The 26,017-nt window shown below is 66.1% G+C and carries 24 protein-coding genes and 3 tRNA genes; 9 read left to right on the forward strand and 18 right to left on the reverse strand.

Translation table 11 applies throughout. The features are described from left to right. Positions 1 to 37 precede the first annotated feature (37 nt). A complete protein-coding gene (locus ASF34_RS15910) occupies positions 38 to 673 on the reverse strand; it encodes a general stress protein (protein WP_056162342.1) in 636 nt (211 codons plus the stop codon). Between the two features lie 50 nt (positions 674 to 723). Beyond that, entirely contained in the window at positions 724 to 1,113 is a 390-nt protein-coding gene (locus tag ASF34_RS15915; protein ID WP_018044573.1) for a hypothetical protein, read from the reverse strand. A gap of 361 nt (positions 1,114 to 1,474) precedes the next feature. Between ASF34_RS15915 and ASF34_RS15920 the strand changes: the two genes are divergently transcribed. The 5 genes from ASF34_RS15920 to ASF34_RS15940 all read left to right on the forward strand — a co-directional run bounded on the left by ASF34_RS15920 (position 1,475) and on the right by ASF34_RS15940 (position 8,440). After that, positions 1,475 to 2,473, forward strand: a complete 999-nt coding sequence (locus tag ASF34_RS15920) for a calcium-binding protein (protein WP_056162346.1) — start codon at positions 1,475 to 1,477, stop codon at positions 2,471 to 2,473. Positions 2,474 to 2,661: 188 nt separating this feature from the next. Then, the gene (gene gor, locus ASF34_RS15925; RefSeq protein ID WP_056162349.1) at positions 2,662 to 4,047 is read left to right on the forward strand and encodes a glutathione-disulfide reductase; all 1,386 of its coding nucleotides are present in this window, start codon (positions 2,662 to 2,664) and stop codon (positions 4,045 to 4,047) included. Between the two features lie 84 nt (positions 4,048 to 4,131). After that, entirely contained in the window at positions 4,132 to 6,429 is a 2,298-nt protein-coding gene (locus ASF34_RS15930) for an FdhF/YdeP family oxidoreductase (protein WP_056162622.1), read from the forward strand. Positions 6,430 to 6,511: 82 nt separating this feature from the next. Further along, the gene (locus ASF34_RS15935) at positions 6,512 to 6,811 is read left to right on the forward strand and encodes an RNA polymerase sigma factor region1.1 domain-containing protein (RefSeq protein WP_018044569.1); all 300 of its coding nucleotides are present in this window, start codon (positions 6,512 to 6,514) and stop codon (positions 6,809 to 6,811) included. Between the two features lie 228 nt (positions 6,812 to 7,039). Next, entirely contained in the window at positions 7,040 to 8,440 is a 1,401-nt protein-coding gene (locus ASF34_RS15940; protein ID WP_056162351.1) for a class II 3-deoxy-7-phosphoheptulonate synthase, read from the forward strand. A gap of 272 nt (positions 8,441 to 8,712) precedes the next feature. Here the strand turns inward: ASF34_RS15940 and ASF34_RS15945 are convergent, their stop codons facing one another. From ASF34_RS15945 to rpmI, 12 genes are all read right to left on the reverse strand, one after another. Beyond that, on the reverse strand, positions 8,713 to 9,456 hold the full coding sequence (locus ASF34_RS15945) for an NUDIX hydrolase (protein WP_056162354.1): 744 nt from the start codon (positions 9,454 to 9,456) through the stop codon (positions 8,713 to 8,715). Beyond that, the gene (locus ASF34_RS15950; RefSeq protein ID WP_056162356.1) at positions 9,413 to 9,892 is read right to left on the reverse strand and encodes a DUF983 domain-containing protein; all 480 of its coding nucleotides are present in this window, start codon (positions 9,890 to 9,892) and stop codon (positions 9,413 to 9,415) included. Before ASF34_RS15950 ends, ASF34_RS15945 begins: the two co-directional genes overlap by 44 nt. A gap of 200 nt (positions 9,893 to 10,092) precedes the next feature. Further along, entirely contained in the window at positions 10,093 to 12,405 is a 2,313-nt protein-coding gene (rnr, locus tag ASF34_RS15955) for a ribonuclease R (protein ID WP_056162359.1), read from the reverse strand. A 138-nt stretch (positions 12,406 to 12,543) separates the two neighbouring features. Next, complete coding sequence (locus tag ASF34_RS15960) at positions 12,544 to 12,873, reverse strand: hypothetical protein (RefSeq protein ID WP_056162362.1); 330 nt, start codon at positions 12,871 to 12,873, stop codon at positions 12,544 to 12,546. Positions 12,874 to 13,166: 293 nt separating this feature from the next. Then, positions 13,167 to 13,745 carry an NADPH-dependent FMN reductase gene (locus tag ASF34_RS15965; RefSeq protein ID WP_056162365.1) on the reverse strand — a complete coding sequence of 193 codons (579 nt, stop codon included), beginning with the start codon at positions 13,743 to 13,745 and terminating at the stop codon, positions 13,167 to 13,169. Between the two features lie 121 nt (positions 13,746 to 13,866). Continuing rightward, complete coding sequence (locus tag ASF34_RS15970; protein WP_056162368.1) at positions 13,867 to 14,703, reverse strand: DUF1186 domain-containing protein; 837 nt, start codon at positions 14,701 to 14,703, stop codon at positions 13,867 to 13,869. Between the two features lie 38 nt (positions 14,704 to 14,741). Beyond that, positions 14,742 to 17,165, reverse strand: a complete 2,424-nt coding sequence (gene pheT, locus ASF34_RS15975; protein ID WP_056162373.1) for a phenylalanine--tRNA ligase subunit beta — start codon at positions 17,163 to 17,165, stop codon at positions 14,742 to 14,744. A gap of 17 nt (positions 17,166 to 17,182) precedes the next feature. Then, positions 17,183 to 17,668 carry a hypothetical protein gene (locus tag ASF34_RS15980; RefSeq protein WP_018044559.1) on the reverse strand — a complete coding sequence of 162 codons (486 nt, stop codon included), beginning with the start codon at positions 17,666 to 17,668 and terminating at the stop codon, positions 17,183 to 17,185. Next, a complete protein-coding gene (locus tag ASF34_RS15985) occupies positions 17,668 to 17,976 on the reverse strand; it encodes a hypothetical protein (RefSeq protein WP_018044558.1) in 309 nt (102 codons plus the stop codon). Before ASF34_RS15985 ends, ASF34_RS15980 begins: the two co-directional genes overlap by 1 nt. Before the next feature lie 22 nt (positions 17,977 to 17,998). After that, positions 17,999 to 19,081 (reverse strand): phenylalanine--tRNA ligase subunit alpha, encoded by a 1,083-nt coding sequence (gene pheS, locus ASF34_RS15990; RefSeq protein ID WP_018044557.1) that lies wholly within the window; start codon positions 19,079 to 19,081, stop codon positions 17,999 to 18,001. 198 nt (positions 19,082 to 19,279) lie between these two features. Next, entirely contained in the window at positions 19,280 to 19,654 is a 375-nt protein-coding gene (gene rplT / locus ASF34_RS15995) for a 50S ribosomal protein L20 (RefSeq protein ID WP_018044556.1), read from the reverse strand. A gap of 46 nt (positions 19,655 to 19,700) precedes the next feature. Further along, positions 19,701 to 19,904, reverse strand: a complete 204-nt coding sequence (gene rpmI / locus ASF34_RS16000; protein ID WP_018044555.1) for a 50S ribosomal protein L35 — start codon at positions 19,902 to 19,904, stop codon at positions 19,701 to 19,703. 318 nt (positions 19,905 to 20,222) lie between these two features. Here rpmI and ASF34_RS16005 point away from each other — a divergent pair. The 4 genes from ASF34_RS16005 (at position 20,223) to ASF34_RS16020 (ending at position 21,467) form a co-directional block, all read left to right on the forward strand. Continuing rightward, a tRNA-Asp gene (locus ASF34_RS16005) sits at positions 20,223 to 20,299 on the forward strand. Between the two features lie 57 nt (positions 20,300 to 20,356). After that, positions 20,357 to 20,433 (forward strand) — tRNA-Asp (locus ASF34_RS16010). Positions 20,434 to 20,558: 125 nt separating this feature from the next. Beyond that, entirely contained in the window at positions 20,559 to 20,774 is a 216-nt protein-coding gene (locus tag ASF34_RS16015) for a hypothetical protein (protein ID WP_056162379.1), read from the forward strand. 192 nt (positions 20,775 to 20,966) lie between these two features. Continuing rightward, positions 20,967 to 21,467: a CAP domain-containing protein gene (locus tag ASF34_RS16020; protein WP_051074329.1), complete on the forward strand. Its 501-nt coding sequence runs from the start codon at positions 20,967 to 20,969 to the stop codon at positions 21,465 to 21,467. 25 nt (positions 21,468 to 21,492) lie between these two features. Here ASF34_RS16020 and ASF34_RS16025 read toward each other — a convergent pair whose 3' ends face one another. The 4 genes from ASF34_RS16025 to clpX all read right to left on the reverse strand — a co-directional run bounded on the left by ASF34_RS16025 (position 21,493) and on the right by clpX (position 25,938). After that, on the reverse strand, positions 21,493 to 21,747 hold the full coding sequence (locus tag ASF34_RS16025; protein ID WP_056162382.1) for a hypothetical protein: 255 nt from the start codon (positions 21,745 to 21,747) through the stop codon (positions 21,493 to 21,495). Between the two features lie 46 nt (positions 21,748 to 21,793). Further along, a tRNA-Val gene (locus ASF34_RS16030) sits at positions 21,794 to 21,869 on the reverse strand. A gap of 116 nt (positions 21,870 to 21,985) precedes the next feature. Then, entirely contained in the window at positions 21,986 to 24,415 is a 2,430-nt protein-coding gene (gene lon, locus ASF34_RS16035; protein ID WP_018044551.1) for an endopeptidase La, read from the reverse strand. A 251-nt stretch (positions 24,416 to 24,666) separates the two neighbouring features. Beyond that, positions 24,667 to 25,938, reverse strand: coding sequence for an ATP-dependent Clp protease ATP-binding subunit ClpX (gene clpX, locus ASF34_RS16040; RefSeq protein ID WP_018044550.1), 1,272 nt, complete (start codon positions 25,936 to 25,938; stop codon positions 24,667 to 24,669). Positions 25,939 to 26,017: the final 79 nt, after the last annotated feature.

The following is a 26,017-nucleotide window of genomic DNA, read 5'->3' on the forward strand; positions in this document are numbered from 1 at the left end:
TTCGGGCGGCTTTTTCCGTTTGGGATCGGTGCCGGTATTACAGCGACGCCGTGGGGTAGGAGCGCACACCCGGACGGGCGCCGGGAACCGTGGTGGCATCGGAGGGCGTCGTGGTCGGCGCGGTCCAGCCATCGGCCTTCCAGCCCTCGGCACGCTCGGTGACGTTCACCGAACCGTGCTCTTCGAGCACGTCCATCACCTGCGACGCGCGGGCATCGTCGGCCTTGACGGTCACAAGGGTACCGCCCCGGCGCACGCCTTCGCTGTAGGTATGGGCATCGGCTTCGCTCAAGCCCGCGCCGGTCAAGCCGCCGACGAGGCCACCGGCTGCGGCACCGATGCCAGCACCGGCCAGGGTGGTGACGAGCCAGCCGGCGGCGACGACGGGGCCGACGCCCGGGATGGCGAGGAGGCCGAGACCGGTCAGGAGGCCAGCCGCGCCGCCCAGCAACGTACCGACGCCCGCTCCCGTGCCGGCACCCGTCGATGCCGTCTCGGCGGTGTCGGTACGGGTATGATCGGCGGTGGTCACGCGTCCGGCATGCCGGTCGTTCTCGTTGCTGCTGACGATGCTGATGTCGCTGTGGCTGATGCCCGACGCTTCGAGCTTGGCGACGGCCTTGCTGGCGTCGTCATACGAATCGTAGAGTGCCGTAATGGTCTGGTTTGCCATGGGATCGTTCCTCTCACTGTATCGACAGGCCGGCGGCTTCAGGGACGCGGTTAGTTGGCCGCGACGTTGCCCTTAAAGTCGACGCCGACGGTGACCGGCTTGCCGTTGAGCGTCGCCGCCCCGCGCCAGATGCCCTTGTCGTCCTTCTTGAGTTCCTTGACGTCCTTGTAGCCCGCCTGCTCGAGCCGGCTGCGGGTCTGGCCCTCGGTGAAGCTGTTGGCACCTTCCTCCAGCTTGGCGTTGGCCGCTGTCGCCTGTGTGGTGGCGGGGCGGTTCGCGTCGGGCTTGTCGGTGTTGGGCCGCGTCACGGATTCCTGGCCGCCGGACTTGGCGCTCGTCTCGGCGTCGGTGGCGGGCTTGCCGGTCACGGTGGTCTGCGCGTAGGCCGCGCTCGAACCAAGAATCGCCACAAAGGCGAGTGTAGCCAGCTGATGTCGCATGATAATCTCCCTCATCGGACCCATTCAATTCCGATGGAAGCCAAAGCGTTCCGTAGATATCACGCGATACACGGCCGCTAAGCGTAGCTGGGATCGCGGCCGTCTCGAAAAATATTTAGCGTTACCATTGCAACCATGCTTCAGGCCGCCACCCATGGCTCAGATGCATGTCGATATCGACAGGCTCCTACCTGCGATCTTACCGGAGCGACCACGTCGAAGGAGGCTTCGTCCCGGTCCGGCACGTCGCAATTGTGTGAATGTACAACGCTCTTAGGCCCGGATACCGAGCGCCGAGGCGATGATCCGGCCATAGGCACTGTCAGGCCCAGACATCGCTGCTCGAACACGGGTGGAAACGATGGCGACTTACAGCGTCTACGACAAGGTCGATTTTCGAACGCTGGATATCTGGCACCTCGATAAGACGGGTGGACTTTATTACGATACTGGCCCGAACGGATACGAGCTCGATTTCAACGATCGCACGGCCATCCTGGTCCAAGGCCACGATCTGACTTACGCGAGGAACGGAGACCCGACATCGGGGACGACGACGGCACTCGATTACGACGACGGCGCGGGCCTCTACAGCACGCTGCGCGGCATCGACGTGACGGTCGCCCACGAGAAGACATTCTTCGATCACAACGACACGCAATACGTGCTGAAGGACATCTTCGCCGGGAACGACACGATCAACGGATCGCGGTATTCCGACTATATCGATGGATATACCGGTGCCGATACGATGAAGGGCGGCGATGGTGACGACGTCTACATCGTCGATAATTCCGGCGATCGCGTCATCGAGCGGAGCTTGAACGGCGTCGACCTCGTCAAGTCCTCCGTGTCCTTCTCCATCGGCGGCCAGTTCATCGAGAACCTCACGCTCACCGGCACGTCGGCGATCAACGGCACCGGCAACACCGGGGACAACGTTCTCACCGGCAACGCCGCCGCGAACACGCTGAAGGGCGGCGCGGGGGACGATGCGCTGATCGGCGGACGCGGCCGCGACGTTCTTCTCGGCGGGGCGGGCGACGACACCTTCCAGTTCAAGTCCATCAGGGACAGCGCGGCGGGCGCCGAGCACCGAGACCAGATCTCGGATTTCACCATCGGTGCCGACCATATCGATCTGCACCTGATCCAAGCCGTGACGGGCGCGACGGGCGATCAGCCTTTCAGCTTCATCGGCGATGCCGCCTTCAGCAAGCAGGCGGGCCAGCTCCACGCCCTCGTTTCAGGCAGTGCGACGATCGTGGAGGGCGACGTGAACGGCGACGGCAAGGCCGACTTCCAGATCTCCCTCAAGAACGTGTTGGAGACCCTGCACGCGAGCGACTTCCTCCTGTAGCCGGCACCTCGATCGGACGTCGAGCCCCGGGCTGGGCAGCCATCCCAGCCCGGCGGAATCATCTGCGACGATGGATTCTCGGCGTTCGGCAATGACGGACATCGTGTTCCTGCGATAGAGCGGACGGAACCAGTCCCGCGTTCGGCCCGGACCGCCGAACCCCTATCCGTCACTGTGAGGAATCTGCCATGACCGACGAGTTCGACGTCGATCTGTTCGTCATCGGTGGTGGCTCGGGAGGCGTGCGGGCGGCACGCATCGCGGCCGGCTACGGCGCCAGGGTGAGTCTCGCCGAAGAGTACCGGATCGGCGGCACCTGCGTGATCCGCGGCTGCGTTCCGAAGAAGCTCATGGTCTATGCCGGGCGCTTTGCCGACGAGTTCGAGGACGCGGCCGGATTCGGCTGGTCGGTGGGCGAGCCACGCTTCGATTGGAGCGTCCTGAAAACCCGCCGGGACGCCGAGGTCTCGCGCCTCGAATCGATCTACGACACCAATCTCGAACGGGCGGGCGTCACCGTCATCGCGGAGCGGGCCGTCATCGAGGACGCGCATACGATCCGCCTCGTCGCCTCGGGGCGCCGCGTGCGGGCGAAATACATTCTCGTGGCGGTGGGCGCGTATCCGGTGAAGGTGCCGGTCATTCCCGGCGGCGATCTCGGCATCACCTCCAACGAGGTCTTCGAGCTGGAGACCTTGCCCGAGCGCATCCTCATCATCGGTGGCGGCTACATCGCGGTGGAATTCGCCAGCGTCTTCGCGCATCTCGGGTCGCGCACGACCCTGCTGCACCGGGGCGACCGCCTGCTGCGCGGGTTCGACCACGAGGTCCGCGACGCCCTCGGCCTCGCCTTCGACAAGCGCCTGGATCTCCGGCTCGACCAGACGGTGGAGCGCCTCGAACGGCGCGACAGCGGCATCGCCGCCACCCTGGGCGATGGCAGCGTCATCGAGGTCGACCAGGTCCTCGTCGCCACGGGGCGCAAGCCGGCGGTGAGCGGCCTCGGCCTGGAGAATGTGGGCATCGAGACCGACGAGAGCGGCGCGATCCCGGTGGACGTATACTCGCAGACCAGCGTGCCCTCGATCTACGCGGTGGGCGACGTCACCAACCGTGCCGCCCTGACGCCCATCGCCATCCGGGAGGGCCATGCCTTCGCCGACACCGTCTTCGGCGGCAAGCCTTGGGCGGTGAACCACGACCTCATCGCCACCGCCGTGTTCTCGACGCCCGAAATCGGCACCGTCGGCCTCACCGAGGATCAGGCGCGCGAGCGGTTCGAGGCGGTCGACATCTACAAGTCGAGCTTCCGCTCGATGAAAGCGACGCTCTCCAACAGCGCCGAGCGTGTCCTGATGAAGATCATCGTGGATTGCGCCAGCGACCGGGTGCTCGGCGTCCATATCGTCGGTCACGATGCCGGCGAGATCATCCAGGCGGTGGCCATCGCCGTGACGATGGGCGCGACGAAGGCCGATTTCGACAGGACCATCGCGGTCCATCCCACCGCGGGCGAGGAACTCGTCACCATGCGGGTGCCCGCCGTGACCAAACGGCCGGAGGGAGTGGGTTAGAGCCGCACCCCGGAACAGGGACTCGGCGCTGCCGTTGGCTTGCCAACCGACCCAGTGTCAGAGGCCCTGTGAATGACCGACAAGATGGCGGAGCCGAAGATCGAAGCCTATGACGGGCCGGCCGGCGGCTGGGGCTCCGCGCAGTCCCTCACCGAGATTCTCCTGCGGGAGGAGATCCCGGTGTCCGGCGCGGCGCTGCTGATGAAGCAGAACAAGCCGGACGGCTTCATGTGCGTATCCTGCGCCTGGGCCAAGCCCGCCAAGCCGCTCACCTTCGAATATTGCGAGAACGGCGCGAAGGCGACGGCCTGGGAGCAGACCGCCAAGCGCTGCGGCCCCGATTTCTTCGCCAGGCACACGGTGACGGAACTCCGCGACTGGACGGATTACGCCCTGGAGGAGCAGGGCCGGCTCACGCATCCGATGCGCTACGATGCGGGCAGCGATCGTTACGTGCCGGTCTCCTGGGACGAGGCGACGGCGGCGATCGGTCGGGAATTGCGCGCCCTCGATCCGAAATCGGCGGTGTTCTATGCATCGGGCCGGGCGTCGCTTGAGACGTCCTACATGTACGGGCTCCTCGCCCGGATGTACGGCAACAACAATCTGCCCGACTCGTCCAACATGTGCCACGAGCCGACCTCCGTCGGCCTCAAGGCGTCGATCGGCGTCCCCGTGGGAACGGTGGTGCTGGAGGATTTCGACACCACCGACCTGATCCTGTTCTTCGGCCAGAATGTCGGCTCGAACGCGCCCCGGATGCTGCACCAGCTGCAGGAGGCCCGCAAACGCCGGGTTCCGATCGTCACCTTCAACCCGCTGCGCGAGCGCGGGCTCGAGCGCTTCACCAACCCACAATCGGTGGTGGAGATGGCGACGCGCCACGCCACCGAGATTTCGACGCAGTACCATCAGGTAAAGGCGGGCGGCGATCTCGCGGCGATCACCGGGATGTGCAAGGCGCTCATCGCCGCCGACCGGGAGGCGCTGGGCGTCGGGCGTCCCGGCATCCTCGACCGGAGCTTCATCGACGAACACACCCACGGGTTCGACGCCTTCGCGGCCTATTGCGAGTCACAGGATTGGGCGGCCCTCGAAGGCCGGTCGGGTCTCACCCGCACCGCCATCGAGGCGGCGGCCACCGTCTATGCCCGCGCGCGTGCCGTCATCGGCGTCTACGGCATGGGATTGACCCAGCATCGCAAGGGCACGGAATCCGTGCAGATGCTGGTGAACCTCCTGCTCCTGCGCGGGAATATCGGGCGGAAAGGCGCCGGCCCCTGTCCGGTTCGCGGCCATTCCAACGTCCAGGGCCAGCGCACGGTGGGGATCACTGAGAAGCCGGAACTCGCGCCCCTCGATGTCCTGAAGGAGCAATACGGTTTCGAGCCGCCCCGCGAGAAGGGCCTCAACACGGTGGAGGCCTGCGAAGGTATCGTGTCCGGGGACGTGAAGGCCTTCATCAGCCTCGGCGGCAACTTCGTCCGCGCCATCCCCGAGACGGTGCGGATGGAGGAGGCGTGGCGGACCATGCGGCTCACCGTGCAGATCTCGACCAAGCTCAACCGCTCGCACCTCATCAACGGTGAGGTCGCCTATATCCTGCCCTGCCTCGGCCGGATCGAGATCGACACCCAGGCAAGCGGACCGCAGGCGGTCTCCATGGAAAGCTCGACCTCGTGCTTCCATGGCTCGCGGGGCAAGACCAATCCGGTGAGCGACCAGGTCCGCTCCGAGCCCTGGATCGTCGCCGAGATCGCCAAGGCGACGCTGGAGCCGAATCCGAACGTTCCCTGGGACTCATGGGTCGGTGACTATTCCCGCATTCGCGGGGCCATGGAGGCGACCTACCCCTCGGTGTTCCACAACCTCGAAGGCCGGATGTTCGAGCCGGGCGGCATCCACAAGCCGCTGGCCGCCCGCGACCGCCGCTGGGAGACGGAGACGGGCAAGGCCAATTTCACGGTTCCGGAGGGAGTCGAGGCCGATCCCGACATGCCGCTGCGGAGCGAAGATGCCCTCGACCTCATCACGTTGCGCTCGAACGACCAGTTCAACACCACCGTCTACGGCTATGACGACCGCTTCCGTGGCGTGAAGGGCACGCGGACGATTCTGTTCATGAATGCCGACGACATCGCTCGCCTGGGCTTTGCCGATGCCGAGATCGTCGACGTGACGACGGTCTCCGACGATAGGGTCCGTTCGGTGAAGGGGCTTCGGATCGTCGCCTACAACATCCCGCCGGGGAATTGCGCGGGCTACTACCCGGAGCTCAATCCGCTGATCCCGCTCTGGCACCACGACGAGCAATCGAAGACGCCGGCCGCCAAGGCGATCCCGGTGACCATCGCCCGCTCGGCCTCGCCCCTTCAGGGTTAAGGCCGCCGCGTCCTCCGGCGCCATGAAGTCGGCGATGCGGGGCTCTCTTGTTTCGAGCGGCTTTCGCGCTCCATAACGGGGCATGGCAAAGAACGACGACGCGCATGACCGGCGCCAGGCGATCATCGACCGAATGCTGGAACAGGCGCTGTTCCCGGATGTCGATCGTCGCCTGCCGAGTCACGACGCCCTGCCGGAGGACATGCGCGAGACGGTGGATCGCCTGCTCGCCAAAGCCGAAGCGCAGCGGGCGCGCCGCCTGACCTACGAGGATCTGGAGGAAGCCCTGCCGCCGCGCGACGTGACGGCCGAGGATCTCGAGGCGATCTTCTGGATCCTGTCGGAACACGGCATCGCCGTGGAGGACGGGGAGGGGGAGTAGCAACTCCCCCTACGGACATCCCGCCAAGCACGCGACGTCTTGAGTCGACGACGGCCAATCTCCATCTCCGGAGAAGACCTTGGCCTTATCGGGCGGGACACTCTCGCAACCGGCGGAACCGGCCGGCGCGTATCCCTCGCTTCTCTACGAGAACCGCTCTATAAGGCCCGCTCTTCGCGAGGGATTCTCCTTTCGTGAAGCCGGCCGAGAGGTGGACGGGAGATTATCATGGGCGAGCGTTGGACATCGAAGACCGGTTGGACGCCGACATCTTGGCGCAACCTGCCGATCCAGCAGGTACCGGCCTATCCGGATGCCGCTGCGCTCCAGACGGTCGAGACCCAGCTCGCCAGCTTTCCGCCCCTCGTTTTTGCAGGTGAGGCGCGCAAGCTGAAATCCGCGCTCGCCCGCGTTTCCACCGGGGAAGCCTTCCTGTTGCAGGGCGGCGATTGCGCCGAGAGCTTCGACGAGCATTCGGCCGACAACATCCGCGACTTCTTCCGCGTCTTCCTGCAGATGGCGCTGGTGCTCACCTTTGCCGGTGGGTCACCGGTGGTGAAGGTCGGGCGTATCGCCGGGCAGTTCGCCAAGCCGCGTTCCTCGCCCACCGAGACCATGGATGGCGTGAGCCTGCCGAGCTACCGGGGCGACATCGTCAACGGCATCACCTTCACCGAGGAAGCGCGCATCCCCGATCCGCGCCGGCAGCTGGAGGCGTACCGCCAGTCGGCGGCGACGCTCAACCTGCTGCGCGCCTTCGCCACCGGCGGCTATGCCAATCTCGAGAACGCTCACCGCTGGATGCTCGGCTTCGTCAAGGACAGCCCGCAATCCTCGCGCTACCAGGACGTGGCGGAGCGGATGAGCGACGCCCTCGACTTCATGCGCGCCATCGGCATCAACCCCGAGACGCACCAGGAGGTCCGCACCACGGATTTCTTCACGAGCCACGAGGCGTTGCTGCTGGGCTACGAGGAGGCGCTGACCCGCGTCGATTCCACCAGCGGTGATTGGTACGCCACATCGGGCCACATGCTCTGGGTCGGCGACCGAACCCGCCAGGCCGACCATGCGCATATCGAATATGCGCGCGGGATCAAGAACCCGATCGGGCTGAAATGCGGGCCGTCGATGACCTCGGAAGGGCTGATCAAGCTGATCGACCAGCTCAACCCGGAGAACGAAGCGGGCCGCTTGACCCTGATCTGCCGCTTCGGTGCGGACAAGGTCGGCGAGCATCTGCCCGGTCTGATCCGCACGGTGGAGCGTGAGGGCCGCAAGGTCGTGTGGGTCTGCGACCCGATGCACGGCAACACCATCTCGGCCGGCCGTTACAAAACGCGTCCGTTCGAGCGGGTGATGACGGAAATCGAGGGCTTCTTCGGCGTCCACCGGGCGGAGCAGACCATCGCCGGCGGCATCCATCTGGAGATGACCGGCAAGAACGTGACGGAATGCACGGGCGGCGCCCGCGCGCTGACGGCCGACGACCTGCAGGATCGCTACCACACCTATTGCGATCCCCGCCTCAATGCGGAGCAGGCGCTGGAAGTCGCGTTCCTCACGGCCGAGCTGGTCAAGCGCGAACGCGCCGAGATCGTCCGCCCGCGCCTCGACGCCGCCGAGTAACACTGCACCGAGGCCGGCATATGAAAGAAGCCCTCTCTCCCGGCAAGGGACAGAGGGCTTTTCCATTTCATACCCGCCGCGAGGCCATCGCGCCGGTGGATGTTTCCGTCCCAATGCGGCTCAGTGCAGCCAGGACGTGAAGAAGTAAATCAGCAGAATGATCGGCAATGGGATGCCGATCAACCACAGCAAACCGCCCTTCATCATGGTCGAACTCCAACTCTATCCTCGTTTGTTCAACGGAATGTGAGCGGGTCCGGTTCCTGGATCGTCTACAGAACCTCACGGACGTTCCTGCCGTTACGCTCGTAGAAGAACGGGATCGGCAGGTAGGGCGCGAACCCGCCGGCGATCTGCAACTCCAGCTCATCGAGGACCACGCGGGTGATTCGCGGCAGGTCGAGTTCCCGCGCCTCGGCGAAGCTCACCCAGGCGAGTTCCACGAGTTCGGATGTCGGCGTGACGATCCCCGGCTGTTCGGCGGCCACGGCCTTGCGGTCGATGGTGAAGAAGCGCGTGTCGAACCGGCGCGGCCGGCCCGGCGGCGTGATAGCCCGCGCCACGAGGTGGAGCGCTTCGAGGTCGGGCATCACACCGAACTGCTTGAACGCCTGCCAGCTTCCCTCCGGCACCGTCTCGGGCGGGCCGTATTCGGTGGTGCCGAGGAAGAGGCCGGTCTCCTCATGGGTCTCGCGGATCGCCGCCAGGGCGAGCGCCCGCCCGAGGGAGTGCGAGGCACGGGGAACGCGTTTCACCAGAGCGTCCTCGGCACGGGACGAGAGGGCACCGGCCACGCCCATGCGCCGGTCGCCGGGCTCGATCCGCCCGCCGGGGAAGACGAACTTTCCGGGCATGAAGGCGAGGCCCTCATGCCGCTTGCCCATCAGGAATTTCGGTTGGCGCGCCGTGCGGTCGATGATGATGAGGGTCGCCGCGTTGCGGGGCCGCAGAGCGGCGGCGCGCCTGGGGGATTCAGGCGCGGCCGAGGCCGGGGGTAGGATTGTCGCTTGGTCCAAGCTGAACCTCCTCGGAGCGGGCAATTGCCACGCTTGTCCCCGTCGGTAGCGTGGCAAAGCCCCCCATGCCAAGGGCGTACTGCAATCCGACCACGGCGCCCTTCACCGGCTGCAGCAGGGCAAGGGCCGATCCGAGGGTCACGATCGGCCAGAACGAGAGCTGAAACCACAACGGCACGTCGTAATTCGTCTCGAGCTCGAGGATGAAATACCCGACGATGTGGCCGATGATGAAGATCACAACATAGGGAGGAAGATCGTCGGCGCGGTGGTGGTGGAATTCGAGCCCGCACGCGTCGCAGGCCGGGCGTACCTTCAGGAACTTGCCGAAGAGCTTGCCCTCGCCGCAATGCGGGCAGCGGCACACGAAACCGCGCGCCATGGATTTGACGAGGCCGATGCGCTCACCGGGCAGGGACTCGACGCTCGCTGTCATGGCGATCTACCTTCCGCTTCGGATGTCCAATGCCGCAACCTCATCCTGAGGTACCCGCGAAGCGGGCTTCGAAGGAGCCCTCCAGCCACCACTGAGCCAGTTGGAGCCCTCCTTCGAGGCCGCTGACGCGGCCCCTCAGGATGAGGGGAGCGGTAGGGAGAGATGAACGCTCAACGTTCAGTGACCCTACACCAGCCGCCCTAGCGGCGCGACCCGCGGTGGCGCGACCCGGAGTTGCGGATGCCGGCGGGCCTGCCGGGCGCTCCGGCCTTGTGGAAACTCGGCGAGCGCGGAGATCTCGTCCCCCCGGCCCCGGGCCTCGTCTGGCCTTCGGAGAGCAGTTCGAAGCGCAGCGCTCCGGCCACGGCCGCCGCCTCCACCAGCCTCACCTCCACCCGATCGCCGAGGCGATGGGTCTCGCCGCTGCGCGAGCCGACCAGGGCATGGCGGGCCTCGTCGTGATGGTAGAAATCGTTGCCGATGGTGGAGATCGGCACGAAGCCGTCGGCACCGGTCTCGTCGAGCTTGATGAACAGCCCGGCGCGGGTGACGCCCGAGATCTGGCCGGTGAAGGTGGCCCCGACCCGGTCGGCGAGATGATGCGCGATGAGCCGGTCGATGGTCTCGCGCTCGGCCGCCATGGCACGACGCTCGGCGGCCGAGATCTGCTCCCCGATCTGGTCCAGGGCGCCCACCGTCACGTCGGAGGACAGGCCGTCCGGCCCGAGGCGGCAGGCGGCGATCAGCGCCCGGTGGACGATGAGATCGGCATAGCGCCGGATCGGCGAGGTGAAATGGGCGTAGCGCCTGAGATTCAGGCCGAAATGCCCGAGATTCTGCGCGGCATAGACGGCCTGCGCCTGCGAGCGCAGAACCACCTCGTTGATGAAGATCGCGTGCTCGGTCTCGGCCACGGAGCCGAGGATGCGGTTGAACAGGGCGGGGCGGAGTGCCCCTTCCTTGGGGATCTTGATGCCGATGGAAGCGAGAACCTCGCCGAGCGCGCGCATCTTCTCCACGGCCGGCTCGTCATGGACCCGGTAGATCAGCGGCTGTTTCGCCTGTTCCAGGGTCTCGGCGGCGGCCACGTTGGCCTGGATCATGAACTCCTCGATGAGCCGGTGCGCATCGAGGCGGGCCGGCACCACGACCCGGTCCACGGCACCATCCGGCGTCAGCAGCACCTTCCGCTCTGGCAGGTCGAGGGCGAGGGGGCCGCGTGCCTCGCGCGCCGCCGTCAGGGCCGCGTAAGCGGCCCAGAGCGGGCGCAGGATCGGCTCCAGCAGCGGCGCGGTCGTCTCGTCGGTGAATCCGTCGATGGCCGCCTGCGCCTGGGCGTAGGACAGCTTGGCGCGCGAGCGCATCATCACCCGGTGGAAGCTGTGGCGCTTCTTCACCCCGTCGGCGCCGATCACCATGCGCACCGCGATGGCCGGCCGATCCTCCTTCTCCCTCAGCGAGCAGAGGTCGTTGGAGATGCGCTCCGGCAGCATCGGCACGACGCGGTCCGGGAAATAGACCGAGTTGCCGCGCAACAGCGCTTCGCGGTCGAGGGCCGAGCCGGGGCGGACATAGGCGGCCACATCGGCGATGGCGACGGTGACGACGAAGCCGCCCTGATTGGCCTCGTCCGGGTCCGGCACCGCCATCACGGCGTCGTCATGGTCCTTGGCGTCGGGGGGGTCGATGGTCAGGAGAGGCTCGGCGCGCCAATCCTCCCGTCCCTTCATCCCCACCGGCTCCACAGCGTCGGCCTCGGCCAGGGTGTCGGCGGCGAAGACGTGGGGGATGTGGTGGAGATGGAGCGCGATGAGGCTCACGGCGCGCTCCGAGCCGAGCGACCCGAGGCGCTCGGTGACGCGCCCTCGCGGCAGGCCGAACCGGCTCTCGCTCACGAGGCTGACGCTGACGAGGTCGCCGTCCCGCGCCTCGCCTTCCTCGCCGGCCGGGATCGCGATCTCGCGGCCCTGCGCCCGCTTCTCCACGGGCACGATGCGGCCGCCATCGGGGCCGGAGCGGTAGACGCCGATCACCTCCGCCTTGTTCTTGCCGATCACCTTGATGACACGACCGGAATAGCGCCCGGTCTCGCCGGGAATGAGTTCGACGCGCAGAAGGGCGCGGTCGCCGATACCGGGGGCTGCGCGGCCCGGCTTCTTGCCGCTGCGCGGTGAGGAGACCAGGATCTTCGGAGGCGGGCCCTTCGCATGGTCCCATTCCACGGGAACCGCGAAGAAATCGCCGTCGCGATCCCGCGACTTGATATCGGCCAGCGTCACCGGCGGCAGCCGGCCGGGCGGCACCAGCCCGGCGCGCCCGCGCTCGATCTCCCCTTCCTCCTCGATCTCCTTGAGGATGCGCTTCAAGCCGATGCGGTCGGCACCCTTGATGTCGAAGGCCGCGGCGATCTCGCGCTTGCCGACCTTCTCGGTCGCCTGCGCGATGAAGGCGAGGATCTGCTCGCGGGAGGGAAGGGCGCTCTGCCCGGGGTTGGGATTGATGCGTCTGGCCAAATGTCTCTGGGCTCGAACTCGTATAACGCGCCGCTCATGTCTTGGCGGCGAGAGGTCGAAAGGCCTCAGGCTCGGGCCTTTCCACATCCGTCAACATGGGACCGCGCGAGGCCGGGGGCAATGTTCTTCCGGTGTTCATCAACCGGTGGACGCGGAACCGGCGATCCGCTCCACGCCGAGATCGACGTCGAAGCCTGGGTCGAGCAGGTCGGCGAGAGTAAACGGGGAAGAAGCCGGCAGGCCAAACGATACCCGGCCCTCCGAAGCCTGGAATTCGGGCGACTCGGCCTCGACCACGGCCAGCGTCCAGATCCCGTCGATCTTGAGGGATTTCGCCGCCTCGGCGTCGGAGACGAGGGCGGCATGGGTGCGCCGCGCCTCCTCGCGCCAGCGCAGGCTTTCCGCATCGTCCGAGATCAGGGACGCCTTCACGAGGCTGGCGAGAAGGGTCTGAAGAATCGTCGTCATTGCTGCGGCCTCCGGCATCATGGAGGGTCAACGCGCAAGACCCGCGCCGGGCCTCGCATCGGCGCTTTCCCGGCACGGAGCACCACCCTCAGAGCCTGTTTGAGTCGCTTTTTCAACGCTCCAGCTCATCCTGAGGTGCCGCGTAGCGGCCTCGAAGGAGGCTTCCAGGGATCACGCGAGCACTGGAGGCCTCCTTCGAGGCCCGCTGATGCGGGCACCTCAGGATGAGGCAGTCTGCTGGGATCCTCGGCTCTGGCGTGAGCATCCGCTGAGAAATCCAATCGGACAGGCTTTCAATACGGGGTGCCCTTGGCGCGCTGCGCCTTCAGGGCCTCGGCATGCCAGACCAGCTCGTCGAGGAACCGCTTGGCGGCCTTCCCCAGCCATTCCTCCTGCGGAACGCCCTCTTCGTCGAGCGCCTTGTGGATCCGGGGGATCGGCAGCAGCGACGCGATGCTCGGCGCGCCGAGCTCGGCCATCATCGCCCGGAGCTGCATCGCCGCGCGGACGCCGCCATATTGCCCGGCCGAGTAACAGACGATGGCCGAGGGCCGCCAGAAATACTCTTCGAGGAAGTGGTCCAGCGTGTTCGAGAGGGCCGGCGGGATCGAATGGTTGTACTCGGCCGAGACGACCACGAACGCATCCGACCGGCGGTAGAGCGTGGCGAGGTCCTCCAGCACCGCCGGCGCCTCGCCCTTGGGATATTCCTTGTACATCTTGTCGAGGAGCGGCAGCTTCAACCCGGCCGGGTCCACCAGCGGAGCCTCGATGCCGCGTTCCTGCATTCGCGCCACGAGGAAGCGCGCCGCGCGCAATCCCTGGCGTTCGCTTCGGACGGAACCGAGGATGACGGGGATCACGAGGGACATGGCACTGCTCCGGCAAAGATGAACGCGGGTTCGCCCATCGTACCGCCGTTGGCGAATGCTGTCGCGTCCGTGCGTCTGGAAGCGCCGGACCTTTACGGTCCGGGGCGATCCTGGCTCTTCGTCAGGCCGCGTTGAGGCAGCACTTCTTGTATTTCTTACCGCTTCCGCACGGGCAGGGATCGTTGCGGCCGATCTTCACCGGATTGCGGATCGGGAGGCCCGCCCCCTCGGCGGTCCAGGCCAAGGCCCCGATCGGGTCGTCGAACGTACCGTATTTCTGTCCGTCGAACCGCTGCAGGTCGTTCGGCTTTGCGGTCGCCCGGCGCAGGGTGGTGTGAAACCACCCTGCATCGCTGAATTCGTCGCTGAGGCGGCCGTCGGCCCTGGCCGCCGTGCTCCGCAGGGCGAGGTCGGCGTAGCCCAGGAGGGCGATGGTCTCCTCCCAGCCGACCCAGGCGAAATCGCCCTCCACGGCGGCGCGCTTGTCGTCGAAGCGGACGAGGAGATCGTGGGTCTCGGTCCGGTCGATCCGTCCGGTCTGGGTCAGGTAGGCGAGTGCGGCGAAGACCTCGTTGCGGGCAAAGCCGTCCACCGTCGAATCGAGCAGCAGCGCATGCATCGGCGCCACGTCGCCGTCGAAGAGGCTGGTGAGCATCTTCGCCATGGTGATCGTGAGGGCGTCGCCGAGCAGGGCGTCCAGCCCGTCGGAATCCTCGCGCCGCAGGATGGTGAGAAGCGGGAGGAAGGCCCGCGTCTCGCCGGCCGCCGCCAGGACGTGTACTCCCCAGAACAGCAGGTTGCCCTGCGCCTCGTCGAGCTCCTTGCCCTCCGCCGCCATGCCGAGAACGGCGAGGACCGGCTCGGCGATGTCGGCGGGGCTCGCCAGGGCCTCAAGCATCGCCGCCTTCGGCAGATGCTTGGCGGCCGAGAGAACCTCGATCAGTTCCTGGTTCGCCATGTGGTCGGCTTCCTTGTCTGGGGTTCCGAGTGCCGGCCTCAGCCTCTCAGGGTCGCGCCGGTCTTGCGGGCGACCTCGGCGACGATCTTGGCCGTCACGGCTTCGATCTCCGCATCGGTGAGGGTCCGCTCCACCGGTTGGAGCCTCACCGCGATGGCGACGGATTTCGCGCCCTCAGGAATGCCCGTCCCCTCGTAGATATCGAAGACGTCGATCCCCGCGATGAGCTTGCGTTCCGCGGCCTGCGCCGCCTTCACCACGTCGCCCGCCGCCACGTCGCGCCCGACCACGAAGGCGAAGTCGCGCGAGATCGGCTGGAAGTCGGAGAGGGCCAGCGCGGGCTTCACCTTGGTGGGGCGGTACTTCGGCAGGGGGATCGTATCCAGGGTGATCTCGAAGGCCACGAGCGTGCCCTTCAGGTCCAGAGCCTTCATCACACGGGGATGGATCTCACCGAAATAGCCGATCTGGTTCTTCGGCCCGAACTGCATCGTGCCGGAGCGTCCGGGATGAAGCCAGCCGGGACCACCCGCCACGATCTGGAGGCCGCCGGTCGGCACGCCCAGCGCCGTGAGGAGCGCCAGCGCGTCGGCCTTCGCCTCGAACGCATCGACGGTGGCGGCGGCCCCCGCCCAATGGCGGCCGGCGCCCTCGTGGCGTGCCGTTCCCCGGCGAATGGCCGTGGCGCGGATCGACTGGCCCTCGGGCTGGTCGGTCTCGAAGCACTGGCCGACCTCGAACAGGGCGACGTCGCCATAGCCCCGGTCGGCATTGCGCTGGGCCGCCCGGAGCAGGCCGGGTACCAGGCCCGGGCGCATGTCGGAGAGATCGGCGGCGATGGGGTTGGCCAGCGCCAGATCCGCCTTGCCGCCGCCGAACAGAACGGCGTCGTCATGCGGGATGAACGACCACGTCACCGCCTCCACGAGGCCGCGCGTGGCCAGCGCTCGCTTGGCGAGACGCGTGCGCTTCTGCAGGGGCGTCAGCGTCGCCTTGGCGATGGCGGCATCACCGCGCGTCAGTGGCTTCGGCTCGATCCGGTCGAGGCCGGCGATGCGGATGATCTCCTCCACGAGGTCGGCCTTGCCTTCCACATCCGGGCGCCAGGACGGGGTGAGAACCTTCACCCGGTCGCCCGAGCCGGCCACGTGGAACCCGAGGGTCTCCAACGTCACCTTCATCTCGGCGCGGGACAGCTCGATCCCGGCGAGCCGGCGGGTCTCGGTCCAGGGGAAATCGATGACACGCTCGGTCTCGGGCAAGTCACCGGCAATCACCGCCTCGCTCGGCGAGCCGCCGCAGATCTCGACGACCATGCGGGTGGCGAGGTCGAGGCCCGGCAGGGCGAAAACGGGATCGACGCCGCGCTCGAAGCGGTAGCGGGCATCGGTGATGATGCCGAGGCGCCGGCCGCTCTGGGCGATGTTCACCGGGTCCCACAGGGCGGATTCGATGATGACGTCCACGGTGGCGTCGTCGCAGCCGGAGGCCTCGCCGCCGATGATGCCGCCGATGGATTCGGGGCCGTTCTCGTCGGCGATGACGACGATGCCGTCATCGAGCGCATAGGTCTTGCCGTCGAGGGCCTTCAGGCTCTCGCCGTCGCGGGCGCGACGGACCGTGAGAGCGCCCTTCACCTTGGCCGCGTCGAAGACGTGGAGCGGGCGTCCGCGATCGAAGGTGAGGTAATTGGTGATGTCCACGAGCGCGTTGATCGGGCGAAGGCCGATGGCGCGCAGGCGGGCCTGCATCCAGTCGGGGGAGGGGCCGTTCTTCACGCCGCGCACGAGGCGCAGGGCGAAATACGGGCACAATCCCTGATCGAGGGGCTCGAAATCGAGGGCGACCGGCACGGGGCACTCGCCCTCGCCACGCACAGGCGGCATCGACTCGCGCTTCAACACGCCGATGCCGGCAGCCGAGAGATCGCGGGCGATGCCGTGGATCGAGGTACAATCCGGGCGGTTCGGGGTGAGGTTGATCTCGATGACCGGATCGTCGAGCCCGGCATAGAGCGCGTAGGCCTGGCCGGTCGGGGCGTCCGCCGGCAGGTCGAGGATGCCGCTGGATTCCTCACCGAGGCCGAGTTCGGCGCCCGAGCACAGCATGCCGAGGCTCTCGACGCCCCGGATGTTGCCGACCGCCAAGGTCTTGTCGAGACCGGGCACGTAGGTGCCGGGGGGCGCGAACACCGTCTTCATCCCGGCGCGCGCATTCGGCGCTCCGCAGACGACCTGCACGGGCTGCCCGTCGCCGGCATCCACGGTGCAGACACGCAAACGGTCGGCATTGGGGTGCTGTTCGGCCGTGAGCACATGGGCGACGACAAAAGGCGCGAGCGCCGCCGCCTTGTCCTCGATGCCTTCGACTTCGAGGCCGATCCGAGTCAGCGTCTCGGAGATGTTCTCCAAAGACGAGTCGGTGTCGAGGTGCTCCTTGAGCCAGGAGAGGGTGAATTTCATGAGTTCGTCTCTTCGGCTCAGAGGGGCCGGGTTCTGGCGATCAGGAGAACCGCAAGCTTCTTGCGGTCGAGCGTCGTGAGAGATTCGATCAACGTCACGGTCTGTTCCGCAAGCTCGATGTAGCGCAACGTCTCGTCATGACGAACCTTCAGAGTAGGCGGCGAATAGTCGGCGGCGTTTCGAGCTTCCTGCAAACTTAGGAAGTTATTGCCGATATCGGTAACGGTCGGTCCGATCAGGTTCGCATCCCGGCTGTTGAGACGCTTCTTTGCCGTTCCATGATCGAGCAGGCGGTAGATCGGTTCGACGATGTCGTTCTCCTGGGTCCACCCGATCAATTCACTCGCGCAAATGAAGCAGAGAGCGTGAAAGACAGAATAGTAGGCCCCGCTGACCGCCCGGCGCATCGCCGCTTTGCGCAGGTTCACCCGGCCGCGCGTGTCCGCGAGCGCGCGGGATGTTTCCAGGAGATCGTAGACGAGTGGATTTCCGAGCCTCGGCATCAGTGCCGGTCCGGTATTGATTCCGATGGGTCGTCGCCGAGCACTTCGTCGTCCGGATAATCGTAGCGAATGTACGGAAATCGCTCCTCGCCCTTATCGAGCAGCCGCTTCCGCAAGGCCGAGAGTGCCCTGGTCGAAGCGTCTCCGCTGGTCACCCCTGCCTTCGGCCTGAAATGCGCCGTCACATGGAGCGAGGGCTCGCCGTCGAAGTCGGGAGCCGGACGAACATCGGCGCTCTCGAACCCGTGCGGTCCGAGCGTTTCCCGCAGCACCTCGTTGGCGACCTGTCGGATTTCCTGCTCGGTCATGCGCGATCCCTCCCTCGGCATCCTAACTCGTCAGCCCGGCCACCAAGCTCGGGATGTCCAACGGGCGGAAGCCGTAATGCTCCAGCCAGCGCACATCCGCCTCGAAGAACGGGCGCAGGTCGGGCGTGCCGTATTTCAGCATCGCGATCCGGTCGATGCCCATGCCGAAGGCGAAGCCCTGGACGAAATCCGGGTCGTAGCCGCAATTCCTGAGCACGTTCGGATGGACCATGCCGCAGCCGAGAATTTCGAGCCAGTCGGTGCCCTCGCCGAAGCGAATCTCGCCGCCTTTGCGCGAACACTGGATATCGACCTCCGCCGACGGCTCGGTGAAGGGGAAGAAGGACGGCCGGAACCGCATCTTCACCGCGTCGACCTCGAAGAAGGTGCGGCAGAACTCCTCCAGCACCCATTTCAGGTTGGCGATGGTGGCGCTCTTGTCGATCACCAGCCCCTCGACCTGATGGAACATCGGGGTGTGGGTCTGGTCGGAATCGTGGCGATAGGTGCGGCCGGGGCAGATCACGCGGATCGGCGGCTCCTGAGACCGCATGGTGCGGATCTGGACCGGAGACGTATGGGTGCGCAGCACTTTGCGCTGGCCGTTGCGGTCGGGCGCCAGGAAGAACGTGTCGTGCATCTCGCGCGCCGGATGGCCGGGCGGGAAGTTGAGGGCGGTGAAGTTGTAATCGTCGGTCTCGATGTCCGGACCTTCGGCTACCGAGAAGCCCATATCGGCGAAGATCGCGGTGATCTCGTCCATGACCTGGCTGATCGGATGGATGCGCCCGCGCGCTTCCGGCGCCTCGCGCACCGGCAGGGTGACGTCGATCCGCTCCGCCGCGAGACGGGCTTCGAGGGCGGCCTCCGCGAGCGCCTCGCGCCGCGTGGCGATGGCGCCCTGGACCCTATCGCGCAGGCCGTTGATGAGCGGACCGCGCTCCTTGCGCTCGTCCGGCGTCATGCTGCCGAGGGTCTTCAGCAGGTCGGAGATCGAGCCCTTCTTGCCCAGAGCCGCGACGCGCACGGCATCGAGGGAGGCCTCGTCGGACGCGCTCCCGACCTGCCCGAGCAGATCGCCTTCGAGGGTTTCGAGATCGGTCATCGGTTCAAACCACCGGTTGGCATCTGGCCTTCGGATCGTGTGCGGCCCCCGCGAGCGGTTTTGCGGGTAAGCGCCGCCAATGCAAGCGCGCCCGCCGACGATCCTTTGCGAAAAACGAAGGCGCGGCACCTTTCGGTCCGCGCCTTTCGCATCGACGAATGAGAGGGCGTGTGAACGCGCCTCAGGCAGCCTTACGGATCAGGCAGCCTTGGCGAGGTCCGGGAGAGCGGCCTTGGCCTTCTCCACCACCACCGCGAAGCTGGCCGGCTCGTGAATGGCGAGCTCGGACAGGGCCTTGCGGTCCACCTCGATGCCGGACTTCGCGAGACCGTTGATGAAGCGCGAATAGGTCAGACCGTGCTCGCGGACAGCGGCGTTGAGGCGCTGGATCCAGAGAGCGCGGAACGTACGCTTCTTGTTCTTACGATCGCGGTAGGCATACTGCATGCCCTTCTCGACCGCCTGCTTGGCGATCCGGATCGTATTCTTGCGCCGGCCGTAATAGCCACGGGCGGCCTTGAGGACTTTCTTGTGCTTTGCGTGACTGGTCACGCCGCGCTTGACGCGGGCCATGGGTTCTCTCCTGGATTACGAAAACAGTATCGGCTGCGGCGAAGGATTACCGGCTGTTGGGCAGGAAATACTTCTTCACGTTGGCAGCATCGCCCTCGAACAGGGTGGTGGTGCCGCGCAGGTTGCGGATCTGCTTCGTCGTCCGCTTGATCATTCCATGGCGCTTGCCGGCCTGGGCATACATGACCTTGCCGGTGCCGGTGATCTTGAAGCGCTTCTTCGCGCCCGACTTGGTTTTCAGCTTGGGCATTTGGCTCTCCTGAACGCGCATGCCCTCCGACCCTGGGACAGGTCGAAGGCGTGCGCTCGGTTGATGCTTCTGATGGAGCAGCACGAACCGCCACGGCAGCCCTATCGGCCGGGCGGTTCAACGCGAGGGGGCGTATGACAGAAAAGAGACGTGGTTTCAATGGCGGCCGTGCTCGTCGAGCCGTGGCCCCGTCCGCACGATCCCGTCTCGAAACGACGGTGATCGGATTTTCCATGGAAATGCGGCGTCCGGTTGCTTGACAGGCAGGGGTGCGGAAACTAGACCCCCGACACCGCCGGAAACGGGGCGGGACGCCGTGCGGGCGTAGCTCAGTTGGTTAGAGTGCCGGCCTGTCACGCCGGAGGTCGCGGGTTCGAGTCCCGTCGCCCGCGCCACGTCCATCATCGACCTGCATCATGTGGGACGATCCGAATGCCAAGCTACCCAGATACGCGGGCGTAGCTCAGTTGGTTAGAGTGCCGGCCTGTCACGCCGGAGGTCGCGGGTTCGAGTCCCGTCGCCCGCGCCATTCACACAACCCAAATCACCGAACGCGCAGGCTCGATACGGGTCGCGGCGGGGATACCCTCGACACGGGACGTTCGCGCCCTAGCCTTTTCCCGAGCGCAACTCGCGAAATGGGCTGTCCGAACCATGGCAGGCTTCTTCTTCCTGTATTTCACCGCCTGCATGGCGAATGCGCCGGAAACCTGCGAATCGAAGCGGCTGCCGCTCGATGTCGCCGATGCGAGGGGCTGCATCCGCGCGGCACAGCCGCAGCTGGCGCGGTGGATCGACACTCATCCGGATTACCGCATCACAGCGTGGCGCTGCGGTTCGCCGCCCCGGGACCTCGGCACACGGATCTGACCGGATCGGCGACAGGTTCGAGCTCCGCCTCAATCCATCCGCACGGGCATCATGCGTGGCGGATCGGACACACCCGCCCGTCCTGCGACCCGGTTCGTCCCGCCGCCGCGATTTCGCCCCATCGGACCGGGATGGCGGAGCCGACGACACCGCAGCGCAGCGAACCGGCACCGAGCGATGATCCCCTTTTCCATGTCTCCCATTCTGGCGCGGCTATGCGCCGTCGTCCTCGTGGGGAGCCTGCTGACGCTCGGCGGCTGCGGCGGGCCGACGATCCTGCCCGAGGCCGACAATCTCACCAGCCCGGTGATCCTCGACGAGGGTGCCGCCGCCGCGGCGATCTCCCGCTACAGGGCGTCGCACGGCCTCGGCCCGGTGGTGCTGGATTCCAGCCTGATCCGGGCGGCCTCCTACCAGGCGGAATCCAACGCCAAGGCCGGCAGGCTCAGCCACGAGATTGGCGGCACCTTCGAGTCGCGCATGGCGCGGGCGGGATTCGGCCGCTCCTTCGCGGCCGAGAACCTCAGCGCCGGCTCCAACACCTTCGACGAGGTGCTCGCTCGTTGGAAAAATTCGTCCGAGCACAACAAGAACATGCTGATGCCTCAGCTGAAGCGGATCGGCATCGCCCGCGTCGATGCGCCGGGTACGCGCTACAAGCGCTTCTGGGCCCTGGTCCTCGCCGGAAACTGAAGCGCGTAGATCTTCTCCGCGCGGCTCAATCCGGGATCTGGTCCGCTTCGGTCAACCCGTCCTGGATGCTGCGGATGATCGTGCGCATCTCGGGGATCATCGCGATGGCCCTGGCGATCCGCAAAGCCTCCTCGCGGGTCATGAGGCCGGTCGCCTGCCGCTTCTCCGCCTCGTCGGAAAAGTAGGTCCAGGCCACGGCGGCCCCGTCCGCATCCTCGATGCAGAAACTCTCGACCTTCTCGACGACGAGCCAGGGTGTGGGGAAGCCGCGCGCGGTCATCGCTGGTCTCTGTAGCCGGGGAGGGGCAAGGGAACGGGAAGAGGCGTGGTGGGCGGTGACGGGCTCGAACCGCCGACCCTCTCCGTGTAAAGGAGACGCTCTACCAACTGAGCTAACCGCCCGATGCGCGCCGCATCGTTAATCCAAGCATCGTCGGGATGGCAACCCTCAGCAGGCCACAAAGAAAAGGCCCCGGAGCGTACTCCGGGGCCTTTCCATTTTCAAAGCACCCTATCGCCTAATGGGCGATGACGGTGGCGGGCTCGTCCTCGCCGACGACGGGACGGCGCGGCGAGGGGAGGGGCTCCTCCCACTCGATCGGCACCGGCTGCCGCACGAGGGCGTGCTTCAACACCTGATCCATCCGCGAGACCGGGATGATCTCCATCCCGTTCTTCACGCTGTCGGGCACCTCGGCGATGTCCTTGGCGTTTTCCTCGGGGATGAGGACGGTCTTGATCCCGCCGCGCAGAGCCGCGAGCAGCTTCTCCTTGAGGCCGCCGATGGGCAGGATGCGGCCACGCAGGGTGACCTCTCCGGTCATCGCCACATCCTTCCTCACCGGGATGCCGGTGAGGGTGGAGATGATGGCGGTGGCCATGCCGATACCGGCAGACGGACCGTCCTTCGGGGTCGCCCCTTCGGGAACGTGGACGTGGATGTCGCGACGCTCGAACAGCGGAGGCTCGATGCCGAAGTCGACGGCCCGGGAGCGGACATAGCTCGCCGCAGCCGAGATCGACTCCTTCATCACGTCACGCAGATTGCCCGTGACCGTCATCTTGCCCTTGCCGGGCATCATGACGCCTTCGATCGTCAGCAACTCGCCGCCGACCTCGGTCCAGGCGAGACCCGTCACCACGCCGACCTGATCCTCCTCGTCGATCTCGCCGTAGCGGAACTTCGGCGCGCCGAGGAAATTCGGAAGGTTCTCCTCGGTGACGGCGACGGCCTTCACCTTGGTGATGAGGATCTCCTTCACCGCCTTACGGATCAGGTTCGAGATCTCGCGCTCCAGGTTACGCACGCCCGCTTCCCGCGTGTAACGGCGGATGAGCATGAGAACGCCCGAATCGTCGATCTCCCATTCCTTGACCGTGAGGCCGTGCTTCTTCACCGCCCCCGGGATGAGGTGCTTGCGCGCGATCTGAAGCTTCTCTTCCTCGGTGTAGCCGGCGATACGGATCACCTCCATGCGGTCCATCAGGGGCGCAGGGATGTTGAGCGTGTTCGCCGTCGTCACGAACATCACGTCCGAGAGGTCGTAATCGACCTCGAGGTAGTGATCGTTGAACGTGCCGTTCTGCTCCGGGTCCAGTACCTCGAGGAGCGCCGCGGACGGATCGCCGCGGAAATCCTGGCCCATCTTGTCGATCTCGTCGAGCAGGATGAGCGGGTTCGAGGTCTTGGCCTTGCGCATCGACTGCACGATCTTGCCGGGCATCGAACCGATATAGGTCCGACGGTGACCACGGATCTCGGCCTCGTCACGCACGCCGCCCAGCGACATCCGCACGAATTCGCGGCCGGTCGCCTTGGCGATGGACTTGCCGAGCGAGGTCTTGCCGACGCCGGGAGGTCCGACGAGGCACAGGATCGGGCCGGTGAGCTTGTTGGCGCGCTGCTGCACGGCGAGATACTCGACGATGCGCTCCTTGACCTTCTCCAGACCGAAATGGTCCTGGTCGAGCATGGTCTGGGCGCCCAGCAGATCCTTCTTGATCCGCGACCGCTTCGACCACGGGATGCCGAGCATCCAGTCGAGGTAGTTGCGCACGACGGTGGCCTCGGCCGACATCGGCGACATCTGGCGGAGCTTCTTCAGCTCGGCCGTCGCCTTCTCGCGAGCCTCCTTCGAGAACTTGGTCTTCTCGATCTTCTCCTCGATTTCGGCGAGCTCGTCCTTGCCGTCCTCGGAATCGCCCAGTTCCTTCTGGATCGCCTTCATCTGCTCGTTGAGGTAGTACTCGCGCTGAGTCTTCTCCATCTGCCGCTTCACGCGGGTCCGGATGCGCTTTTCCACCTGGAGCACGGAGATTTCGCTCTCCATCAGCGACAGCACGCGCTCGAGGCGCTCGGCCACCGTGGGGATTTCGAGGATCGCCTGCTTGTCGGCGATCTTGACCGCGAGATGCGAGCCGACGGTATCGGCGAGCTTCGAGGGCTCGTCGATCTGGGTGACGGCGGAGACGACCTCGGGAGAGATCTTCTTGTTGAGCTTCACGTAGTTCTCGAACTCGGAGATGACCGAGCGGGCGAGCGCCTCGGCCTCGACGGGGTCTCCAAGCTCGTCGGTGAGCGTCTCGACCTCGGCCTCGTAGAACGAATCCGACTTGTTGAAGTTCGTGATCCTGGCGCGGCCCGCGCCTTCGACGAGCACCTTCACGGTGCCGTCGGGCAGCTTCAGCAGCTGCAGGACGCTGGCCAGCGTGCCGATCTTGTAGATCGCATCGGTGGACGGATCGTCGTCGCTGGCATTGATCTGGGTGGCCAGCAGGATGTGGCGGTCGGTGCGGACGGCCTCTTCGAGGGCGCGGATCGACTTCTCGCGGCCGACGAAGAGCGGCACGATCATGTGCGGGAAGACGACGATGTCGCGCAAGGGCAAAACGGCGTAGGAGCCCGTCGAACCCGGAACGACCGGCTGGCGAGATTTCGATTGGGACATGTCGGACTTCCTCTTGATGGACTCCGGGCTCTAGCTCCTCGAAATGAGCAAGCATCCTGCCACGGGCCGACCAGGCCGCATCGCGGGGTCGGGGACATCGTTGAACTGTGAGGCTGGAGGCGGACACCGCACCTCAGAAGGTGAGCGTGCGGCCGTCGCGTCTGACAGTTCAGATGGAAGCCGGGGAGGACTTTTTCAAGAATTCTCCCCGGACCGTTTCGGCGGCTAACTTCGGCCGCCGAGTCGCACCCTCAGGCGCTGACGCTCGCCGGAACGTCCTTGTTGCGGTCGCCGTGGATGTAGAGGGGGCGCGACTTGCCCTCCACCACTTCCGGACCGATCACCACCTGCTCCACGGATTCGAGGCCGGGCAGGTCGTACATCGTCTCGAGCAGGATGGTCTCGAGGATCGAGCGCAGACCACGGGCGCCGGTCTTCCGCTCGATCGCCTTGCGGGCCACCATGGAGAGCGCCTCGTCCTGGAAGGTGAGGTCGACATTCTCCATCTCGAACAGGCGCTGGTACTGCTTGACGAGGGCGTTCTTCGGCTCCTGCAGGATGCGCTTGAGCGCGGTCTCGTCGAGGTCCTCCAGCGTCGCCAGCACGGGCAGACGGCCGACGAATTCCGGGATCAGGCCGAACTTCAGCAGATCCTCGGGCTCGACATTGCGGAAGATCTCGCCGGTGCGGCGGTCGTCCGGAGCCTGGACCGTGGCGCCGAAGCCGATCGAGGTGCCCTTGCCGCGCGCCGAGATGATCCGCTCGAGGCCCGCGAAGGCGCCGCCGCAGATGAAGAGGATGTTGGTGGTGTCGACCTGCAGGAATTCCTGCTGCGGGTGCTTGCGGCCGCCCTGCGGAGGCACGGAGGCGACGGTGCCTTCCATGATCTTCAGGAGGGCCTGCTGCACGCCTTCGCCCGACACGTCACGGGTGATCGACGGGTTGTCGGACTTGCGCGAGATCTTGTCGATCTCGTCGATGTAGACGATGCCGCGCTGCGCCCGCTCGACGTTGTAGTCGGAGGCCTGGAGCAGCTTGAGGATGATGTTCTCGACGTCCTCGCCGACATAGCCGGCCTCGGTCAGCGTCGTCGCATCCGCCATGGTGAAGGGCACGTCGAGGATGCGGGCCAGGGTCTGCGCGAGCAGGGTCTTGCCCGAACCGGTCGGCCCGATCAGCATGATGTTGGACTTCGCCAGCTCGACGTCGTTGTGCTTCGAGGCGTGGGCGAGGCGCTTGTAATGGTTGTGGACCGCGACGGAGAGAACCTTCTTCGCGAAATCCTGGCCGATGACGTAATCGTCCAGGACGCGGCGGATCTCCTTCGGCGTGGGCACGCCGTCGCGCGATTTCACCAGGGAGGACTTCGATTCCTCGCGGATGATGTCCATGCACAGTTCGACACACTCGTCGCAGATGAACACCGTCGGGCCCGCGATCAGCTTGCGGACCTCGTGCTGGCTCTTGCCGCAAAACGAGCAGTACAGCGTGCTCTTCGAGTCGTTGCCGCCAGTCTTGCTCATGTCGGTCTCCGTTCGCGGGTGCGACGCCAGCCCCGGGGCGCACGCGCATCTTTTAAGATCTAAGGGCGCCCGCCTAAAG

The organism is Methylobacterium sp. Leaf106 (assembly GCF_001422895.1).
Taxonomy (GTDB): domain Bacteria; phylum Pseudomonadota; class Alphaproteobacteria; order Rhizobiales; family Beijerinckiaceae; genus Methylobacterium; species Methylobacterium bullatum.

Coding starts and splice junctions, on each gene's coding strand:
- ASF34_RS15910 (WP_056162342.1), bottom strand. CDS start 673: ATGGCAAACCAGACCATTACGGCACTCTACGATTCGTATGACGACGCC.
- ASF34_RS15915 (WP_018044573.1), bottom strand. CDS start 1,113: ATGCGACATCAGCTGGCTACACTCGCCTTTGTGGCGATTCTTGGTTCG.
- ASF34_RS15920 (WP_056162346.1), top strand. CDS start 1,475: ATGGCGACTTACAGCGTCTACGACAAGGTCGATTTTCGAACGCTGGAT.
- gor (WP_056162349.1), top strand. CDS start 2,662: ATGACCGACGAGTTCGACGTCGATCTGTTCGTCATCGGTGGTGGCTCG.
- ASF34_RS15930 (WP_056162622.1), top strand. CDS start 4,132: ATGGCGGAGCCGAAGATCGAAGCCTATGACGGGCCGGCCGGCGGCTGG.
- ASF34_RS15935 (WP_018044569.1), top strand. CDS start 6,512: ATGGCAAAGAACGACGACGCGCATGACCGGCGCCAGGCGATCATCGAC.
- ASF34_RS15940 (WP_056162351.1), top strand. CDS start 7,040: ATGGGCGAGCGTTGGACATCGAAGACCGGTTGGACGCCGACATCTTGG.
- ASF34_RS15950 (WP_056162356.1), bottom strand. CDS start 9,892: ATGACAGCGAGCGTCGAGTCCCTGCCCGGTGAGCGCATCGGCCTCGTC.
- ASF34_RS15960 (WP_056162362.1), bottom strand. CDS start 12,873: ATGACGACGATTCTTCAGACCCTTCTCGCCAGCCTCGTGAAGGCGTCC.
- ASF34_RS15965 (WP_056162365.1), bottom strand. CDS start 13,745: ATGTCCCTCGTGATCCCCGTCATCCTCGGTTCCGTCCGAAGCGAACGC.
- ASF34_RS15970 (WP_056162368.1), bottom strand. CDS start 14,703: ATGGCGAACCAGGAACTGATCGAGGTTCTCTCGGCCGCCAAGCATCTG.
- pheT (WP_056162373.1), bottom strand. CDS start 17,165: ATGAAATTCACCCTCTCCTGGCTCAAGGAGCACCTCGACACCGACTCG.
- ASF34_RS15980 (WP_018044559.1), bottom strand. CDS start 17,668: ATGCCGAGGCTCGGAAATCCACTCGTCTACGATCTCCTGGAAACATCC.
- ASF34_RS15985 (WP_018044558.1), bottom strand. CDS start 17,976: ATGACCGAGCAGGAAATCCGACAGGTCGCCAACGAGGTGCTGCGGGAA.
- pheS (WP_018044557.1), bottom strand. CDS start 19,081: ATGACCGATCTCGAAACCCTCGAAGGCGATCTGCTCGGGCAGGTCGGG.
- rplT (WP_018044556.1), bottom strand. CDS start 19,654: ATGGCCCGCGTCAAGCGCGGCGTGACCAGTCACGCAAAGCACAAGAAA.
- rpmI (WP_018044555.1), bottom strand. CDS start 19,904: ATGCCCAAGCTGAAAACCAAGTCGGGCGCGAAGAAGCGCTTCAAGATC.
- ASF34_RS16015 (WP_056162379.1), top strand. CDS start 20,559: ATGGCAGGCTTCTTCTTCCTGTATTTCACCGCCTGCATGGCGAATGCG.
- ASF34_RS16020 (WP_051074329.1), top strand. CDS start 20,967: ATGTCTCCCATTCTGGCGCGGCTATGCGCCGTCGTCCTCGTGGGGAGC.
- ASF34_RS16025 (WP_056162382.1), bottom strand. CDS start 21,747: ATGACCGCGCGCGGCTTCCCCACACCCTGGCTCGTCGTCGAGAAGGTC.
- lon (WP_018044551.1), bottom strand. CDS start 24,415: ATGTCCCAATCGAAATCTCGCCAGCCGGTCGTTCCGGGTTCGACGGGC.
- clpX (WP_018044550.1), bottom strand. CDS start 25,938: ATGAGCAAGACTGGCGGCAACGACTCGAAGAGCACGCTGTACTGCTCG.